The 16,188-nt window shown below is 66.7% G+C and carries 16 protein-coding genes and 1 other RNA gene; 10 read left to right on the top strand and 7 right to left on the bottom strand.

Annotated elements, in window-relative coordinates:
* Position 1 precedes the first annotated feature (1 nt).
* Positions 2 to 1,525: a malonyl-CoA synthase gene (locus TQ98_RS25625; protein ID WP_044873145.1), complete on the top strand. Its 1,524-nt coding sequence runs from the start codon at positions 2 to 4 to the stop codon at positions 1,523 to 1,525.
* A gap of 261 nt (positions 1,526 to 1,786) precedes the next feature.
* Here TQ98_RS25625 and TQ98_RS25620 read toward each other — a convergent pair whose 3' ends face one another.
* Positions 1,787 to 2,764 carry an NADPH:quinone oxidoreductase family protein gene (locus TQ98_RS25620; protein WP_044873144.1) on the bottom strand — a complete coding sequence of 326 codons (978 nt, stop codon included), beginning with the start codon at positions 2,762 to 2,764 and terminating at the stop codon, positions 1,787 to 1,789.
* Between the two features lie 175 nt (positions 2,765 to 2,939).
* Between TQ98_RS25620 and TQ98_RS25615 the strand changes: the two genes are divergently transcribed.
* Entirely contained in the window at positions 2,940 to 3,350 is a 411-nt protein-coding gene (locus TQ98_RS25615; protein WP_044873458.1) for a flagellar basal body-associated protein FliL, read from the top strand.
* Here the strand turns inward: TQ98_RS25615 and TQ98_RS25610 are convergent.
* Positions 3,341 to 5,185: a diguanylate cyclase gene (locus tag TQ98_RS25610; protein WP_044873143.1), complete on the bottom strand. Its 1,845-nt coding sequence runs from the start codon at positions 5,183 to 5,185 to the stop codon at positions 3,341 to 3,343. The genes TQ98_RS25615 and TQ98_RS25610 overlap by 10 nt on opposite strands.
* A gap of 51 nt (positions 5,186 to 5,236) precedes the next feature.
* On the bottom strand, positions 5,237 to 5,686 hold the full coding sequence (locus tag TQ98_RS25605) for an EVE domain-containing protein (protein ID WP_044873142.1): 450 nt from the start codon (positions 5,684 to 5,686) through the stop codon (positions 5,237 to 5,239).
* A 205-nt stretch (positions 5,687 to 5,891) separates the two neighbouring features.
* Here TQ98_RS25605 and TQ98_RS28295 point away from each other — a divergent pair, with 205 nt between their 5' ends.
* Positions 5,892 to 6,023, top strand: coding sequence for a hypothetical protein (locus TQ98_RS28295; RefSeq protein ID WP_277949298.1), 132 nt, complete (start codon positions 5,892 to 5,894; stop codon positions 6,021 to 6,023).
* A 40-nt stretch (positions 6,024 to 6,063) separates the two neighbouring features.
* Here TQ98_RS28295 and TQ98_RS25600 read toward each other — a convergent pair whose 3' ends face one another.
* The 4 genes from TQ98_RS25600 to TQ98_RS25585 form a co-directional block, all read right to left on the bottom strand.
* Complete coding sequence (locus TQ98_RS25600) at positions 6,064 to 6,669, bottom strand: 5-formyltetrahydrofolate cyclo-ligase (protein WP_044873141.1); 606 nt, start codon at positions 6,667 to 6,669, stop codon at positions 6,064 to 6,066.
* Positions 6,670 to 6,678: 9 nt separating this feature from the next.
* Positions 6,679 to 6,858: non-coding RNA, 6S RNA (gene ssrS, locus TQ98_RS25595), on the bottom strand.
* A 103-nt stretch (positions 6,859 to 6,961) separates the two neighbouring features.
* Positions 6,962 to 7,276 carry a cell division protein ZapA gene (locus TQ98_RS25590; protein ID WP_044873140.1) on the bottom strand — a complete coding sequence of 105 codons (315 nt, stop codon included), beginning with the start codon at positions 7,274 to 7,276 and terminating at the stop codon, positions 6,962 to 6,964.
* A complete protein-coding gene (locus tag TQ98_RS25585; RefSeq protein WP_028626819.1) occupies positions 7,273 to 7,482 on the bottom strand; it encodes a TIGR02449 family protein in 210 nt (69 codons plus the stop codon). The genes TQ98_RS25590 and TQ98_RS25585 overlap by 4 nt, the downstream gene beginning before the upstream one ends.
* Positions 7,483 to 7,683: 201 nt before the next feature.
* Between TQ98_RS25585 and TQ98_RS25580 the strand changes: the two genes are divergently transcribed.
* From TQ98_RS25580 to gcvT, 7 genes are all read left to right on the top strand, one after another.
* A complete protein-coding gene (locus TQ98_RS25580) occupies positions 7,684 to 8,238 on the top strand; it encodes a YecA family protein (RefSeq protein WP_044873139.1) in 555 nt (184 codons plus the stop codon).
* Between the two features lie 42 nt (positions 8,239 to 8,280).
* Positions 8,281 to 9,615, top strand: a complete 1,335-nt coding sequence (gene pepP, locus TQ98_RS25575) for a Xaa-Pro aminopeptidase (RefSeq protein WP_044873138.1) — start codon at positions 8,281 to 8,283, stop codon at positions 9,613 to 9,615.
* A gap of 1 nt (position 9,616) precedes the next feature.
* A complete protein-coding gene (ubiH, locus tag TQ98_RS25570) occupies positions 9,617 to 10,801 on the top strand; it encodes a 2-octaprenyl-6-methoxyphenyl hydroxylase (protein WP_044873137.1) in 1,185 nt (394 codons plus the stop codon).
* 49 nt (positions 10,802 to 10,850) lie between these two features.
* Positions 10,851 to 12,065: a 2-octaprenyl-3-methyl-6-methoxy-1,4-benzoquinol hydroxylase gene (locus tag TQ98_RS25565; protein ID WP_177410228.1), complete on the top strand. Its 1,215-nt coding sequence runs from the start codon at positions 10,851 to 10,853 to the stop codon at positions 12,063 to 12,065.
* A 148-nt stretch (positions 12,066 to 12,213) separates the two neighbouring features.
* The gene (locus TQ98_RS25560; protein ID WP_044873135.1) at positions 12,214 to 13,215 is read left to right on the top strand and encodes an extracellular solute-binding protein; all 1,002 of its coding nucleotides are present in this window, start codon (positions 12,214 to 12,216) and stop codon (positions 13,213 to 13,215) included.
* A 73-nt stretch (positions 13,216 to 13,288) separates the two neighbouring features.
* Positions 13,289 to 14,908 carry an iron ABC transporter permease gene (locus tag TQ98_RS25555; protein WP_103103096.1) on the top strand — a complete coding sequence of 540 codons (1,620 nt, stop codon included), beginning with the start codon at positions 13,289 to 13,291 and terminating at the stop codon, positions 14,906 to 14,908.
* A 197-nt stretch (positions 14,909 to 15,105) separates the two neighbouring features.
* Positions 15,106 to 16,188, top strand: a complete 1,083-nt coding sequence (gene gcvT, locus TQ98_RS25550) for a glycine cleavage system aminomethyltransferase GcvT (RefSeq protein ID WP_044873132.1) — start codon at positions 15,106 to 15,108, stop codon at positions 16,186 to 16,188.

Genomic DNA, 16,188 nt, shown 5'->3' with positions numbered 1-16,188 from the left:
CATGAACCAGAGCCTTTTCGCCGAAGTCAGCAATCACCTGCCCAGCGACCTTTCCAAACCCTTTATCCGTATCCCGGACGGCGGCGGTTACAGCTACGCCGAGATGCTGCGCAGCACCTCGCAGTTCGCCCACGCGCTGGTGGAACTCGGCGTGCAGCCGGGCGACCGCGTCGCCGTGCAGGTCGACAAGAGCCCCGAGACGGTGATGCTCTACCTCGCCGTCCTGCGCGTCGGCGCGGTCTACCTGCCGCTCAACAGCGGCTACACCGGCGAGGAGCTGCGCTACTTCCTCGACGATGCCGAGCCCTCGCTGTTCGTCTGCGCGCCGGCCTTCGAAGCCCAGGCCCGCGAGCTGGCGCAGGCCAGTGGCGTAGCGAAGGTGGCGACCCTGGGGGATGCCGGTGACGGCTCGCTGATGGACGCGGTGGAGGGCAAGCCGGGGCGCTTCGCCGACGTGCCGCGCGCCGCCTCCGACCTCGCCGCGATCCTCTACACCTCCGGCACCACCGGGCGCTCCAAGGGCGCGATGATCAGTCACGGCAACCTGGTTTCCAACGCCCGCGCGCTGGTGGACTACTGGAAGATCAGCCCCAGCGACTGGCTGCTCCACGCGCTGCCGATCTTCCATATCCACGGCCTGTTCGTGGCCTGCAACAGCCTGCTGATGGCCGGCGGTTCGATGCTGTTCCTGAGCAAATTCGACGCCGCGGAAATCCTCCGCCTGTTGCCGCAGGTGAACCTGCTGATGGGCGTGCCGACGTTCTATACCCGCCTGCTCGACCAGGCCGGCCTGACCCACGAGGCGGTGGCGCACATGCGCCTGTTCATCTCCGGCTCCGCGCCGCTGACCGCCGAGACCCACAAGGCCTTCTTCGAGCGCACCGGCATGGACATCCTCGAACGCTACGGCATGACCGAGACCGGCATGAACACCTCCAACCCGCTGGATGGCGAGCGCATCGCCGGCACCGTCGGCTTTCCGCTGCCGGGCGTCGAGCTGCGCATCACCGACCCCGGCGTGGCCGAGCCGACCCTGCTGCCCAAGGGCGAGCCGGGGATGATCGAAGTACGTGGGCCCAACGTGTTCCAGGGCTACTGGCGGATGCCGGAGAAGACCGCCGAGGAGCTGCGCGCGGACGGCTACTTCATGACCGGTGACATCGGCTTCATCGACGACAAGGGCTACGTGCAGATCGTCGGCCGCAGCAAGGACATGATCATCAGCGGCGGCTACAACGTGTACCCGAAGGAGCTGGAGCAGATCCTCGACACCCTGCCGGGCGTGGCCGAATCGGCGGTGATCGGCGTGCCGCACCCGGACTTCGGCGAGGGTGTCACCGCTGTGCTGGTGGCGACCAAGGACCACACCCCGAGCGAGGCGGAAATCCTCGCCGGCCTCGACGGCAAGCTGGCGCGCTTCAAGCAGCCCAAGCGCGTGGTGGTGGTCGACGCCCTGCCGCGCAATGTGATGGGCAAGGTGCAGAAGAATGTGCTGCGGGAGCGGTTCAAGTCGCTTTACAGCTGAGGCGCGAATCCGTTCCCTCTCCCTGAAGGGAGAGGGGACTGTTCCGAGTCAGGTGGGCGATAGGCGCTCGCCGGAAACGTCGAAAAGTAAGGATCACGCCATTCCGAAATATTGCGCCGATTCGTAGGGTGGGTCGGGCGGCGCTCCGCGAGCGGAGCGAAACCCATGCGGTCGGCTTGAGCATCTGAGCCGCCAGCGTACGCGCACAGAAAAGCCCCGCCAGAGCGGGGCTTTTTTTGCGCTTCGGTAGCCGCCAGGCAATCAGCGGACTTCGACCACCACCTTGCCCACCGCTTGACGCGTGGCCAGGGCGTTGATGGCATCGGCTGCGCGCTCCAGGGGGAAAGTCTGGGACACCAGCGGCTTCAGCTTGCCTTCGGCGTACCAGGCGAACAGCTGCTGGAAGTTGGCCAGGTTGTCCTGCGGCTGGCGCTGGGCGAAGGAGCCCCAGAAGACGCCGACCACCGAGGCACCCTTGAGCAGGGCGAGGTTCACCGGCAGCTCCGGGATGCGACCGCTGGCGAAACCCACCACCAGCAGACGGCCGTTCCAGTTGATCGCGCGCACCGCGGCGTCGAACAGGTCGCCACCCACCGGGTCGTAGATCACGTCGGCACCCTGGCCGCCGGTGAGTTCCTTGACCCGGTCCTTGAGGTTCTCCTCGCTGTAATTGATCAGCGCGTCGGCGCCGGCGGCCTTGGCCACTTCCAGCTTTTCCGCGCTGCTGGCGGCGGCGATAACCCGCGCGCCCATGGCCTTGCCGATCTCCACCGCTGCCAGGCCGACGCCGCCGGAGGCACCGAGCACCAGCAGGGTTTCGCCGGGCTGCAGATGGGCCCGCTGCTTCAGGGCGTGCATCGAGGTGCCATAGGTCATGCCGAAGGCGGCGGCGGAATTGAAGTCGATGCCTTTCGGAATCGGCATCACGTTGTAGGACGGCACCGCCACCTGTTCGGCGAAGCTGCCCCAGCCGGTCAGTGCCATCACCCGGTCACCGGGCTTGAGGTGGCTGATCTTCTCGCCCACCGCGGCGACCACGCCGGCCGCTTCACCGCCCGGGGAGAACGGGAAGGGCGGTTTGAACTGGTACTTGCCCTCGATGATCAGGGTGTCGGGGAAATTGACCGCCGCGGCGTGTACATCGATCAGCACCTCATTCTTCTTGGGTTCGGGGCTGGCGACTTCCTCCAGCACCAGGGTATCGGCGGGACCGAAGGCTTTGCACAGGACGGCTTTCATCACGGAGCTCCTAGGCGTGGGGCGCTGGCCCCGGGCATGTGGCCTTGCAGTGTAGGTGGGGGGCAGGGGCGGTCAATCAGCATGGCTGAGCCTGATGGACCTGCATAAACGGAGGTCTTGGGGCCGGCTTCGGCTGTAGCTATGCTAGGCGCCATTCGTGCTGAGGATGACCCTGGTGAAAAGACTGACTGCGTTGCTGCTGGCCCTGACCCTTCCCCTGCTGGCCATGGCCCAGGAGGAGGAAGCCAAGGAAGGTGAGGCGCCCAAGGTGGCCTATATCGATCTGGTGCCTGCCCTGGTGGGCAACTACGGCGCCGGCCCGCGTCTGAAGTACTACAAGGCCGACATTTCGCTGCGGGTCACCGGTCCTGAGGCCGAAGAGAAGGTCACCCGCCATGAGCCGCTGATCCGCAATCAGCTGGTGATGCTCTTCTCCCAGCAGACCGACGACACCCTGAACTCTTCCGACGCCAAGGAAAAGCTCCGCCAGGAAGCCCTCAAGCAGGTGCAGCAGGTGTTGAACACCGAAGAAGGGCAGCCCCTGGTGGACGATCTGCTATTCAACAACCTGATCGTTCAGCCCTGAGCCTTCTCCCACAGGCAGGTGCGATTGCGCCCCTCGTGCTTGGCCCGGTAGAGCGCGGCATCGCTGCGTGATACCAGGCTGTCGGGCTGGTCCTCGCGGGCCGGGTCGGAAATGGCGATGCCGATGCTGAGGGTCAGGCGCCCCTCGGGGCTGGTCGGATGGTCGATGTCGAGTGCCGCGATTTCCGCCATCACCCGGTCCGCCACGTGCCGCGCACCGTCCTCTGCGGTGTTGGCGAGGATGATGGCGAATTCCTCTCCGCCGTAGCGGCACGCCACATCGCCTTCCCGCTGCAGGCTCCGCTGCAGTGCTTGCGCAACCCGGCGCAGCGCATCGTCACCGGCCTGGTGGCCGAGCCTGTCGTTGAACGCCTTGAAGTGATCCACGTCCAGCATCAGCAGCGCCAGGGGCGCGCCGAGCCGGCGCAGGCGCCGCCATTCACCCGTGAGCTGGCGGTCGAAGTAGCGCCGGTTGTAGAGCCCGGTCAGCCCGTCCTGCTGGGAGAGTCGCTGCAGGCGCGCCTCCAGTTCCAGCCGCTCGCGATTGTCGCGGGAGACGCCGATCAGGTAGTCGCGGTCGTTCAGGCGCACCAGTTGGGCGCTGATCTCCGCCGCCTGGAGGCTGTCGTCGGCCCGGCGCATTTCGCGCTGGAAGATGCTCGATTCACCGTCCCGGTGTGCCTGGCGCACCAGTTCCAGCCAGGTGTGGAAGCCGGGCAGCAACTGCTCCGGATCTTCCTTCAGCAGTTGGCGGAAGGTTTCGGCGCTGTAGCCCAGGCCGGCGTAGGTGGCCTGGTTCATGTGCAGGACCTCGCGGCTGGCGAGGTCGAAGATGAACAGGCCGTCTTCGCTGGAATCAGTCAGGTCGAGCACCAGCTGCAGGCGTTCGCGGCTCTCGCGCAGGTCCTGTTCGGCATGCTCGCGCTGGCTGACTTCTTCGTTCAGGCGTTGATAGCCGGCGTGCAGGGCGCTGGCCCGGCGTGCGTTGTCCAGGGCCAGGGCCAGGGCCGCCACCAGCAACAGGCTGGAGAGCAGGCTGGCGCCGAGGACCACCTGGGGTAGCGGCGAGCTGAGTTCTTCCACCAGCTTGCGGGTGGGGGAGAGCTGCAGGGCGAAGTTGCTGTTGTTGAGCAGGTGCAGGGGCACGCGCTGGCTCAGGTTGTCCAGGCTTTCCGGCTGCCGCTGGCGGTAGATGGGCCGGTCGGACTCCAGCAGCAATACGCTGAAGTCCTGGTTGTCGAGATCGGCCAGGAGTTTGTCCATCAGGGGCTCGACGCGAAACACGCCCTGGAGGAAGCCGTCGAAGGTCCGGTCGCTCTGCTCGTCCCTGATGTAGAGCGGGGTATAGAGGATGAAACCGCGCCCGCCCTGGACCAGGGCGAAGCTGTTGGACATCTGCGCCTCGCCGCTGGCCTTGGCCTGCATGGCGAGGTTGAAGTTGGGGTGATTGCGGGTCAGGCGGAAGCTGTGTGCGGCCTCGTTGCCTTTTTCCGGCAGCACCCAGCGCATGCGCAGGTCGGCGCCCATCCACTGGATGGACTGGTAGCCGGGGAAGTGTTCCAGGGCGAAGTTGGCTTCCAGGGCCCACTCATCCTGAGGGAGCCGGCCGCGATGGTTCCACAGCACGCTTATGCGGCGCAGGTCCTCGACCTCATCGATCAGGTTGCTTTCCAGCTTGGTGGCCAGGGCCCGCGCCTGGTAGCCAACACGGTCGCGAATGCGCTCCTGCTGGGCATCTTCCAACTGGCTCCAGAGCAACAGGCTGGTGCCACACAGCGCCAACAGCAGCAGGGCGAGTGTCGTACGGACCAGCCAGGCGGGATGAGAGTGCGGCATGGGTGCGCCCCGGGAGATTCTCCTCCGTCATAGCACAGGGCCATCTGCGACTCAACGCAGGGCGAGTACGCCGGCCCATTCTTCCTCGGTCACGGGCATCACCGACAGGCGGCTGCCTTTCTGCACGAGGGGCATGCCCGAAAGCACGGCCTGCTGCCGCAAGTCGGCAAGGGGGATGACCTGGGGGAAGGCCTCGACGAACTCCACGTCCAGTGCGCTCCAGGGATTCTTCTCGGGACTGGCCTTGGGGTCGTGGTAGTGGCTTTGCGGGTCCAGCGCGGTGGGGTCCGGGTAGGTCTCGCCGGCGATCCGCGCGATGCCGGCGATGCCCGGCTCGGGGCAGCTGGAGTGATAGAAGAAGAACAGCTCGCCGGGACGCATCGCGCGCATGAAGTTGCGCGCCTGGTAATTGCGAACGCCGTCCCAGCGGGCCTTGCCCAGCCGTTTCAGGTCGAGAATGGAAAGCTCGTCGGGTTCGGATTTCATCAGCCAGAAAGGCATGAACTTTGCTCCTGTGCGTTCGTCCTAAATCGGGGCATCGAAGCCTTGGGGCGGGCCGACAGCCGGTTGGCGTCATAAATTGCGTGTTCGCTCACGTTGCCGGAAAATGCCGCGCTTTAAGCTGCACGCCGCCGTACGGTCCAATCAAAACAACAACTCGCCATCGGTCATCGCGCGAAGTTTGCCTGCAAGGGGGAGGCAATCGATGAAACGCAAGCCAGACATCCTCTGGGTATTGGTCATTATTTTCGGTCTGGGTGTGGTTACCACCGGTTACACCCAAAGCCTTTGGGAACGCCAGAGCGGTGCGCCCACAAACCTGACTCAACAGCCCTGACCCCGATCCGGCTGGCACCGCAAGGATCGCGGTGCCGTCGTCAGCGTCCCACGTACCAGCCCCTGTCCGTTACCGTCGCCTGCAAGGCAACGTCCCAGTCGGCCAGTTCCAGCCTGTCCACCTTCTGGCATTCGTGCGCCAGGCCCAGCAACGTTGGCTTGCGCCATTGGCGGCGGCGCGCGAGGTAGGCCAGGCTGCGGTCGTAGAAGCCGCCGCCCATTCCCAGGCGGCCACCGGATTCATCGAAGCCGACAAGCGGCAGCATGACCAGATCCAGTGCCCAGACCTTGCGCTGCTGCGCCGGATTGGCGCGCGGTTCGAGAATCCGAAAGCGATTCTTGAGCAGCTTCTCGCCCGGCAGCAGGCGCTGGAACACCATCTTCTCCCGTGGCCACGCATTGAGCACCGGCAGGTAGGCGCGCTTGCCCCGGCTCTGGGCCTCGCGCAGCAGCGGGCGCGGGTCGATCTCGCCGTTGGTCGGCAAGTAGAGCGCAACATGCCGCGCGCGGCGGAACAGCGGATCCTGCGCAAGCTGGCGGTAGAGGGCCCTGGCGGCTTTTTTCTGCTGGAGGGGGGTAAGGGCGCGGCGGGCCTGGCGTAGCAGGCGGCGCAGAGTCTGGCGGGAGTGGGAACCGGCGCAGATCATGAAGAAAGTAGACTCCCCGGTCGTGCCGCTGTCGGGTTAGCCCTTGAACCCGAAAGTTCAAGGTGGAGGATGCAGGAGGCGTTAAGGCTTTCCGTCAGGCGGACATGCACACCGGCCCCAACTTGCAACCCCCGTGGTTGCATATATCGGCTCAGGGACATCACCGACTGGCCAACACACCAGGGAGCTGGCGGCGAGTATACCCCAAGAACCGCTGTGGAAACTGCTGTGTGTCGGCCCGGCTGCGTCAAAAATCGCCGCGAAGCGTCAGTTGGCCGCAGCCGTGCGTGGTTCAGGCCTGCTGGGCGTCCGGGTCGGCGGCCAGGGCGTGGTCGACACGCTCCAGCAGATCGCGTACCCGCTCGCGGGTGGAATTGGCTTCCTTGTCCAGGCGCTCCTGCTTGTGCAGCAGGTCGTGGGTGATGTTCAGGGCGGCCATCACGGCGATACGGTCGGCGCCGATGACTTTCCCGCTGGAACGTATCTCGCGCATCTTGCCGTCCAGGTAACGGGCGGCGCTTTCCAGATTGGCGCGCTCGTCCGCAGGGCAAGCGATGCAGTATTCCTTATCGAGGATTTGGACGGTGACGGTGTTGGACTGGGTCATGAATCCTGCTCCAGGGCTTTCAGGCGCGAAATCATCGCTTCGACCTTGAGCCGGGCCATTTCGTTCTTTTCAATCAGATGAGCGCGTTCTTCGCGCCAGGCCTTCTCGCTGGCAAGCAGGAGCCGGTTCTGGGCCTTGAGCTGCTCGACACGCTGGATCAACAGTTCCAGCTTGGCTGTCAGTGCATGCAGTTCGGCATCTTCCATGGGCTGTCCACTTGGTAGGGAGTGACCGGGACTATATAGGACCGGCGCGTGCAAGGGTCAAACCCACAGGCGTCGGGACGATTCGTCGCACGCCCTCGGTGGTCTGGTGACCGGCGGCCCATGCTGCCTTCACCGCGCCAGGCTGCTAGGATACGAGGCCGTCATTCTAGTGATTGCGCCCTCTGGCGCCTAGCCACCCTTATGTCCAGTCCGAATTCCCCGTACAACGCGTTCGCCGCGCTCCTCGCCACCACCGGCCAGCCGGTTTCTCCTGCCGAATTGCACGGCCTGCTGCTGGGCCGTAGCTGCGCCGGCGCCGGTTTCGAGCCCGAGCCCTGGCTGGAAGATGCCGCCGAGCTGCTCGGCAGTGCGCCCCAGGACAACTTGCGCCAGGCCCTGATCGGCCTGCAGGAAATGGTCAAGAACGAGCTGACCGGCAGTGAAATGGCCGTGGTCCTGCTGCTGCCCAGCGACGAAGCGCCGCTGGGCGAACGCGCCGCCGCCCTCGGCCAGTGGTGCCAGGGCTTCCTCGGCGGCTTCGGCCTGACCGCGCGCGAGGGCGCGCTGTCCAGCGACGCGGTCGAAGTGCTCCAGGACCTCGCCTCCATCGCCCAGGTGCAGAGCGCCCTGGAAGATTCCGACGATGGCGAGAGCGACTATATGGAAGTGATGGAGTACCTGCGCGTCGCGCCTCTGCTGCTTTTCGCCGAGTGCGCCAAGCCCGCCGCGCCGGCCGCCAAACCCTCGTTGCATTGAACCCGAGTGGCGGGCGCTGATGCCCGCCCAGTAGGAGCGCGCATGACCCGTATCCCGAAGGCCGAATACGCCCGCCGGCGCAAGGCGCTGATGGCGCAGATGGAAGCCAACAGCATCGCCATCCTGCCCGCCGCGCCTGTGCACATCCGCAACCGCGATGTCGAGCACGTCTATCGCCAGGACAGCGACTTCCAGTACCTCAGCGGCTTCCCCGAGCCGGAAGCGGTGCTGGTGCTGATCCCCGGCCGCGAGCATGGCGAGTACGTACTGTTCTGCCGCGAGCGCGATCCGGAGCGTGAACTCTGGGACGGCCTGCGCGCCGGCCAGGATGGCGCCATCCGCGACTTCGGCGCGGACGACGCGTTCCCCATCGGCGATATCGACGACATCCTCCCGGGCCTGATCGAGGGACGCAGCCGCGTCTACTACTCCATCGGCACCAACACCGAGTTCGACCAGCACCTGATGGAGTGGATCAATGTGATCCGCTCCAAGGCCCGCCAGGGCGCCCAGCCGCCGAACGAGTTCGTCGCCCTGGACCACCTGCTGCACGACATGCGCCTGTACAAGTCGGCGGCGGAAGTGAAGGTCATGCGCGAGGCCGCCGAGGTCTCCGCCCGCGCCCACGTCCGCGCCATGCAGGCCTCCCGCGCCGGGCTCTACGAGTACCACCTGGAAGCCGAACTGGAATACGAATTCCGCAAGGGCGGCGCGAAGATGCCGGCCTACGGCTCCATCGTCGCAGCGGGCAAGAACGCCTGCATCCTGCACTACCGGGAGAACGACGCCCCGCTGAAGGACGGCGACCTGGTGCTGATCGACGCCGCGTGCGAGCTGGACTGCTACGCCAGCGACATCACCCGCACCTTCCCCGTCAGCGGCCGTTTCAGCCCCGAGCAGAAGGCCATCTACGAACTGGTGCTGAAATCCCAGGAAGCCGCCTTCCTGCAGATCGCCCCCGGCAAGCACTGGAACGAAGCCCACGAAGCCACCGTGCAGGTCATCACCGCCGGCCTGGTGGAACTCGGCCTGCTCAAGGGCGATGTGGATGAACTGATCGCATCCGAAGCCTACAAGGCCTTCTACATGCACCGCGCCGGCCACTGGCTGGGCATGGATGTGCACGACGTCGGCGATTACAAGGTCGGCGGCGAATGGCGCGTGCTGGAGCCGGGCATGGCAATGACTGTCGAGCCCGGCATCTACATTGGCGCCGACAACCAGGACGTGCCGAAGAAGTGGCGCGGCATCGGCGTGCGGATCGAAGACGACGTGGTGGTGACCAAGACCGGCTGCGAAATCCTCACCGGCGGCGTGCCCAAGACGGTGGACGAAATCGAGGCGCTGATGGCTGCCGCGCGGACCCAGGCCGCCTGACATGCATCACAGCCAAGTCGCGATCATCGGCGGTGGCCTCGTCGGCGCCAGCCTTGCCCTGGCGCTGCAGGAAGGTGCCAGGGCGCGGGGCTGGAAGATCGTCATGATCGAGCCCTTCGCCCCCGGCAATAGCTTCCAGCCCAGCTACGACGCACGCTCCTCCGCGCTGTCCTTTGGCAGCCGGCAGATCTACGAACGCCTCGGCATCTGGCAGACCATTTCCCAGCGCGCCGAGCCCATCCTGCAGATCCACGTGTCCGACCGTGGTCGCTTCGGCGCCGCTCGCCTCGCCGCCATGGAAGAGGGTGTACCGGCCCTGGGCTACGTAGTGGAGAACGCCTGGCTCGGCCAGTGCCTGTGGCAGGCCCTGGACGAGGACGTGGTGATCTGGCATTGCCCGGCCGAAGTGGCGAGCATGCAGGCGCTGGAAGGCGGCTACCGCCTGACCCTCAATGACGAGACCCAGCTCGACTGCGACCTGGCTGTGCTGGCCGACGGCGGACGTTCCGGCTTGCGCGAAATGCTGGGCATCGGCGTGCACCGCACCGCTTACCGGCAGACCGCGCTGATCGCCAACGTCAGCCCTTTGGAAGCCCATCGCGGCCAGGCGTTCGAGCGCTTCACCGACGACGGCCCGATGGCCCTGCTGCCGCTGCCGGATAACCGTTGCGCACTGGTCTGGAGCCGTCCGGGAGACGACGCCGAGCGCCTTGCCCGGCTCGACGAGCGGCGCTTCCTCGACGAACTTCAGCAAACCTTCGGCTACCGCCTCGGCGCCTTCCAGCAAGTGGGTGCGCGACACCTCTACCCGCTGGAGCTGGTGGAGGCTGAAGAGCAGGTGCGTTCCAACCTGGTGGTGCTGGGCAACGCCGCCCACAGCCTGCACCCCATCGCCGGGCAGGGTTACAACCTTTCCCTGCGGGATGCCCAGGCCCTGGCCGAGGCACTGTTGGCCAGCGACAAGACACCGGGCGACTTCGCCACCCTGCAGGGCTACCTGCAGCGCCAGCGAATGGACCAGAACCTCACGGTGGGCTTCTCCGACCAGGTGACCCGCCTCTTCTCCAACGCCGAGCCGCTGCTGGCCGCCGGGCGCAACCTGGGCCTGCTCGGCCTCGACCTGCTGCCGCCCGCCAAGCGCTGGTTCGCCCGCCAGGCCATGGGCCTGGGGACTCGCCCGGACTGACCGGGCGCGCCTCACTCGAACACAGGGAGCCTCAAGGCCTGATATGGAATTGCGCGCGGATCTGATCATCGTGGGTGCCGGCATGGTCGGCAGTGCCCTGGCCCTGGCACTGAAGGACAGTGGCCTGGATATCCTGCTGATCGACGGCAGCCCTCTCAGCGTCAAACCCTTCGACCCGGCGGCGGCCTTCGAGCCGCGGGTCAGTGCCCTCTCGGCCGCCAGCCAGCGCATCCTCCTGCGCCTCGGCGCCTGGCCGGGCGTCGTCGCGCGGCGCAGCAGTCCTTATTCCGACATGCACGTCTGGGATGGCTCCGGCACCGGACAGATTCACTTCTCCGCATCCAGCGTGCATGCCGACGTGCTCGGCCACATCGTTGAGAACCGCGTGGTGCAGGATGCGCTGATGGAGCCCCTGCATGACAGCGGCATCGGCCTGATGCCCGGCGCGCGCCTGGAGCGCCTGCGCCGCTCCGGCGACGACTGGCTGCTGACCCTGGTGGACGGCCGCGAGTTGCGCGCTCCTCTGGTGGTGGCCGCCGATGGCGCCAACTCCGCAGTGCGCCGCCTCGCCGGCTGCGCCACCCGCGAATGGGATTACCTGCACCACGCCATCGTCACCAGCGTGCGTTGCACCGAGCCGCACCAGCGCACCGCCTGGCAACGCTTCACCGACGACGGCCCGCTGGCCTTCCTGCCCCTGGAGCGTGACGGCGAGCACTGGTGCTCCATCGTCTGGTCGGTGACCCCGGCCGAGGCCGAACGCCTGATGGCCCTGGACGATGCCGGCTTCTGCAGCGAGCTCGGCCGAGCCTTCGAGTGGCGCCTGGGCGAGGTGCTGGCCGCCGACCCGCGCCTGTGCATCCCGCTGCGCCAGCGCCACGCCAAGCGCTATGTCGAAGAGGGGCTGGCGCTGATCGGCGATGCCGCCCACACCATCCACCCGCTGGCGGGGCAGGGGGTCAACCTCGGCTTCCTCGACGCGGCGGTGCTGGCCGAAGTGCTGCTCCACGCCCTCGGCCGCGGCGAGCGCCTGGCCGACGAGCGCGTGCTGGGCCGCTTCGAGCGCCGGCGCATGCCCCACAACCTGGCGATGATGGCCGCTATGGAAGGCTTCGAGCGGCTGTTCCAGGCCAACCCGCTGCCCCTGCGCTGGCTGCGCAACAGCGGCCTGAAGTGGGTGGACGGCATGCCCGAAGCCAAGGCGCTGTTCGTGCGCCAGGCCCTCGGGCTTTCCGGGGATCTGCCGGACCTGGCGCGCGCGTGACGTTCCACATTCGGGGTGGGCCCACGCCCACCCTGCGCGCGACTGAATCCCTGACGGCGCCGTTACATACCCCGACATAAATAGCGCTACAGATCACAACTGAGGTTGACTATCATTCAGCCTTTGTTCCCATCAAGAGGCTCCAGCAATGTGGGTACGCAAGTCCCTTTTCGCGCTCCTTGCGCTGTCCGCAGTCACCACTTCGGTCCAGGCCGCCGATGAAGTGGTGGTCTATTCCTCGCGTATCGATGAGCTGATCAAGCCGGTATTCGACGCCTACACCGCCAAGACCGGTGTGCCGATCAAGTTCATCACCGACAAGGAAGCGCCGCTGATGCAGCGGATCAAGGCCGAGGGCGAGAACGGCGTGGCCGACCTGCTGCTCACCGTTGATGCCGGCAACCTCTGGCAGGCCGAGCAGATGGGCATCCTCCAGCCTTTCACCTCGCCGCTGATCGACGCCAACATTCCGTCCCAGTACCGCTCCAGCAGCCACGCCTGGACCGGCCTGTCCCTGCGCGCCCGGACCATCGTCTACTCCACCGAGCGGGTGAAGCCGCAAGAGCTGTCCACCTACGAAGCCCTGGCGGACAAGAACTGGGAAGGCCGCCTCTGCCTGCGTACCGCGAAGAAGGTCTACAACCAGTCCCTGACCGCCACCCTGATCGAGACCCACGGCGCCGCCAAGGCCGAGGAAATCCTCAAGGGTTGGGTGAACAACCTCGCCACCGACGTGTTCGCTGACGACAACGCCGTGATCCTGGCCGTGGACGCCGGCCAGTGCGACGTGGGCATCGTCAACACCTACTACTACGGCCGCCTGCACAAGCAGAACCCGGAGCTGCGGGTGAAGATCTTCTGGCCGAACCAGGCCGACCGTGGTGTCCACGTCAACCTCTCGGGCGTTGGCCTGACCAGGCACGCGCCGCACCCCGAGGCCGCCAAGGCCCTGGTGGAGTGGATGACCACCGACGAAGCGCAGAGCCTGTTCGCCGACATCAACCAGGAATTCCCGGCCAACCCGAAGGTCAAGCCGTCTGCCGAAGTGGCGGCCTGGGGCAGCTTCAAGGCCGATACCATCCCGGTGGAAGTGGCCGGCAAGCGCCAGGCCGAAGCCATCAAGATGATGGACCGGGTCGGCTGGAACTGATCCGCCGCTCTGCCGCTATACTCGACGCCCCGGCCAGTCCGGGGCGTTCCATTTCGATCCCCGAGAGGTTTGCGTGGCCCATCCCGCCCAGCGCCGTTGGTACCCCATCAGCTTTGCCGTCGCCGTCCTGGTCCTGCTGCCCCTCAGCGTGCTGCTGCTGTCCTGGGGCGAGGTGGATGGCGAAATCTGGTCCCACCTGTGGGCGACCCAGATGCCGCGGTTGCTGGGCAATACGCTGGTGCTGGTGTCCGGCGTCTCGGTGGGGGTGACCCTGATCGGCGTCAGCCTGGCGTGGCTCACCAGCCTCTGTGAATTCCCCGGGCGGCGCTGGCTGGACTGGGCGCTGATGCTGCCCTTCGCCGTTCCGGCCTATGTGCTGGCCTTCGTTTTCATCGGCTTGTTCGATTTCTCCGGCCCCGTGCAGACCCTGCTCCGCGAATGGTTCGGCAGCGGCCTGAGGCTACCCCGGGTGCGCTCCACCGGCGGGGTGATCCTCGTACTGGTGCTGGTGTTCTACCCCTACGTCTACCTGCTGGCGCGCGCAGCCTTCCTGGCCCAGGGCAAAGGGCTGATGGAAGCCGCGCGGGTGCTTGGCCAGTCGCCCTGGCGCGCCTTCTGGCACGTCGCCCTGCCCATGGCGCGACCGGCCATTGGCGCCGGCCTGGCCCTGGCGGTCATGGAAACCCTGGCGGACTTCGGCGCAGTGGCGGTGTTCAACTTCGACACCTTCACCACCGCCATCTACAAGACCTGGTACGGCTTCTTCAGCCTTTCCAGCGCGGCCCAGCTGGCCAGCCTGCTGCTGCTCGGCGTCTGCCTGGTGCTCTACGGCGAACGCCGTGCCCGTGGTGCGAGCCGCCCGGTCAGCGAGCGGCCGAGGGGCAAGGCGCTCTATCACCTGCACGGCATCAAGGCGCTGGCCGCCACGTTCTGGTGCTCGCTGGTGTTCGCCTGTGCCTTCGTCATTCCCATGCTGCAGCTGCTGGTCTGGTTCTGGCAGCGGGGCCGCTTCGATCTGGACGAGCGCTACGCCGGCATGATCCTGCACACGCTGTACCTCGGCGGCATGGCTGCGCTGCTCACCGTCTGCGTGGCCCTGCTCCTGGCGTTCTCCCGGCGACTGGCGCCGACCCGGCCAGTGCGCGCCGCGGTGGCCCTGGCCAACCTGGGCTACGCGCTGCCGGGCTCGGTGCTGGCGGTGTCGATCATGCTCGCCTTCAGCTACCTCGACAGCCGCCTGGTGATCCCGCTTTCCGGCTGGCTCGGCGGCGCCGGCAAGCCGCTGCTGCTGGGCAGCCTCGGCGCCTTGCTGCTGGCCTATCTGGTGCGCTTCATGGCGGTGGCCTACGGGCCGCTGGAAAACGGCCTGTCGCGCATCCGCCCGTCGTTGCCTGAAGCCTCCCGCAGCCTGGGCGTGGGTGGCCCGGCGTTGTTCTTCCGGGTCTACCTGCCGCTGCTGGTGCCCGGCACCCTCAGCGCCGCGTTGCTGGTGTTCGTCGATGTGCTCAAGGAAATGCCCGCCACCCTGCTGATGCGTCCCTTCGGCTGGGACACCCTGGCGGTGCGCATCTTCGAAATGACCAGTGAAGGCGAATGGGCCCGCGCGGCGCTGCCCGCCCTCACTCTGGTGCTGGCCGGCCTGCTGCCGGTCATCGGCCTGATCCGCCGTTCGGCACGGCGAATCGGCCACTAGCGGCGCCGACCGAGGGACTCGCGGGCCGACTGGACAGGGCTTTTCGCCGCCGCAGCATTGGTTGCCAGCCGGAGTGTCCAGTCTCCTACCTTGCAGCTACAATGCGCGCCATTCGTTGCGGCGCGTCCCGCAGCGGCAGCGGATGATCCCGCACCGCCGGCCCGTCGCACCTACGCCAAGCCCGGAAGGAGAAACCCATGGGACAGCGCACTCCACTGCATGACCAGCACCTGGCACTGGGAGCCAAGATGGTCGATTTCGGCGGCTGGGACATGCCGCTGCACTACGGCTCCCAGGTCGAGGAACATCACCAGGTGCGCCGCGACTGCGGCGTCTTCGACGTTTCCCACATGACGGTGGTGGACATCGCCGGCACCCAGGCCAAGGCCTGGCTCCAGCAACTCCTGGCCAACGACGTCGAGCGCCTGCAATCCCCCGGCAAGGCGCTCTATAGCGCCATGCTCAACGAGCGCGGCGGGGTGGTCGACGATCTGATCGTCTACCTTACCGCCACCGGCTACCGCCTGGTGGTCAATGCCGCCACCCGTGACAAGGACCTCGCCTGGATGCTGGTGCGCAGCCAGGGCTTCGACGTCCAGATGACCGAGCGCTCCGACCTCGCCATCCTCGCCATCCAGGGCCCCAGCGCCCGCGCCAAGGTGGCCGAGCTGGTGAGCACCGAGCGCGCCGCGCTGATCCACGAACTCAAGCCTTTCCAGGGCCTGCCCGACGATGACTGGTTCATCGCCCGCACCGGCTACACCGGTGAAGACGGCCTGGAAATCATGCTCCCCGCCGACCAGGCCGCCGGCTTCTTCAACGAGCTGGTCGGTGCCGGCATCGCCCCCATCGGCCTCGGCGCCCGCGACACCCTGCGCCTGGAAGCCGGGATGAACCTCTACGGCCAGGACATGACCGAAGACGCCTCCCCGCTGGTGTCCAACATGGCCTGGACCGTGGCCTGGGAACCGGAGTCGCGTGACTTCATCGGTCGCAAGGCCCTCGAAGCTGAACGGTCTGCCGGCGTGGCCAGCAAGCTGGTCGGCCTGGTGCTGGAAGAACGTGGTGTGCTGCGTGCCCACCAGGTGGTGCGGGTGGAAGGCGTGGGTGAAGGCGAGATCACCAGCGGCAGTTTCTCGCCGACCCTGAACAAATCCATCGCCATGGCCCGCGTGCCCATGGCGACGGGCGAGCGCGCCGAAGTGGAAATCCGCGGCAAGTGGTTCCCGGTTCGCGTCGTCCGACCGAACTTCGTGCGCAATGGCAAAGCCTTGATCTAA

The organism is Pseudomonas sp. LFM046, assembly GCF_000949385.2.
In the GTDB taxonomy this organism is placed as follows: domain Bacteria; phylum Pseudomonadota; class Gammaproteobacteria; order Pseudomonadales; family Pseudomonadaceae; genus Metapseudomonas.
The sequence above is the reverse complement of the archived record's forward strand: the minus strand, read 5'-3'. Positions and strand labels throughout refer to the sequence as shown.

What these genes read in the sequence shown, in the direction of transcription:
- gcvT (WP_044873132.1), top strand. Translation starts at nt 15,106, where the DNA reads ATGGGACAGCGCACTCCACTGCATGACCAGCACCTGGCACTGGGAGCC.
- TQ98_RS25590 (WP_044873140.1), bottom strand. Translation starts at nt 7,276, where the DNA reads ATGACCCAGTCCAACACCGTCACCGTCCAAATCCTCGATAAGGAATAC.
- pepP (WP_044873138.1), top strand. Translation starts at nt 8,281, where the DNA reads ATGACCCGTATCCCGAAGGCCGAATACGCCCGCCGGCGCAAGGCGCTG.
- TQ98_RS25620 (WP_044873144.1), bottom strand. Translation starts at nt 2,764, where the DNA reads ATGAAAGCCGTCCTGTGCAAAGCCTTCGGTCCCGCCGATACCCTGGTG.
- TQ98_RS28295 (WP_277949298.1), top strand. Translation starts at nt 5,892, where the DNA reads ATGAAACGCAAGCCAGACATCCTCTGGGTATTGGTCATTATTTTCGGT.
- TQ98_RS25605 (WP_044873142.1), bottom strand. Translation starts at nt 5,686, where the DNA reads ATGCCTTTCTGGCTGATGAAATCCGAACCCGACGAGCTTTCCATTCTC.
- TQ98_RS25580 (WP_044873139.1), top strand. Translation starts at nt 7,684, where the DNA reads ATGTCCAGTCCGAATTCCCCGTACAACGCGTTCGCCGCGCTCCTCGCC.
- TQ98_RS25585 (WP_028626819.1), bottom strand. Translation starts at nt 7,482, where the DNA reads ATGGAAGATGCCGAACTGCATGCACTGACAGCCAAGCTGGAACTGTTG.
- TQ98_RS25600 (WP_044873141.1), bottom strand. Translation starts at nt 6,669, where the DNA reads ATGATCTGCGCCGGTTCCCACTCCCGCCAGACTCTGCGCCGCCTGCTA.
- TQ98_RS25625 (WP_044873145.1), top strand. Translation starts at nt 2, where the DNA reads ATGAACCAGAGCCTTTTCGCCGAAGTCAGCAATCACCTGCCCAGCGAC.
- ubiH (WP_044873137.1), top strand. Translation starts at nt 9,617, where the DNA reads ATGCATCACAGCCAAGTCGCGATCATCGGCGGTGGCCTCGTCGGCGCC.
- TQ98_RS25610 (WP_044873143.1), bottom strand. Translation starts at nt 5,185, where the DNA reads ATGCCGCACTCTCATCCCGCCTGGCTGGTCCGTACGACACTCGCCCTG.
- TQ98_RS25560 (WP_044873135.1), top strand. Translation starts at nt 12,214, where the DNA reads ATGTGGGTACGCAAGTCCCTTTTCGCGCTCCTTGCGCTGTCCGCAGTC.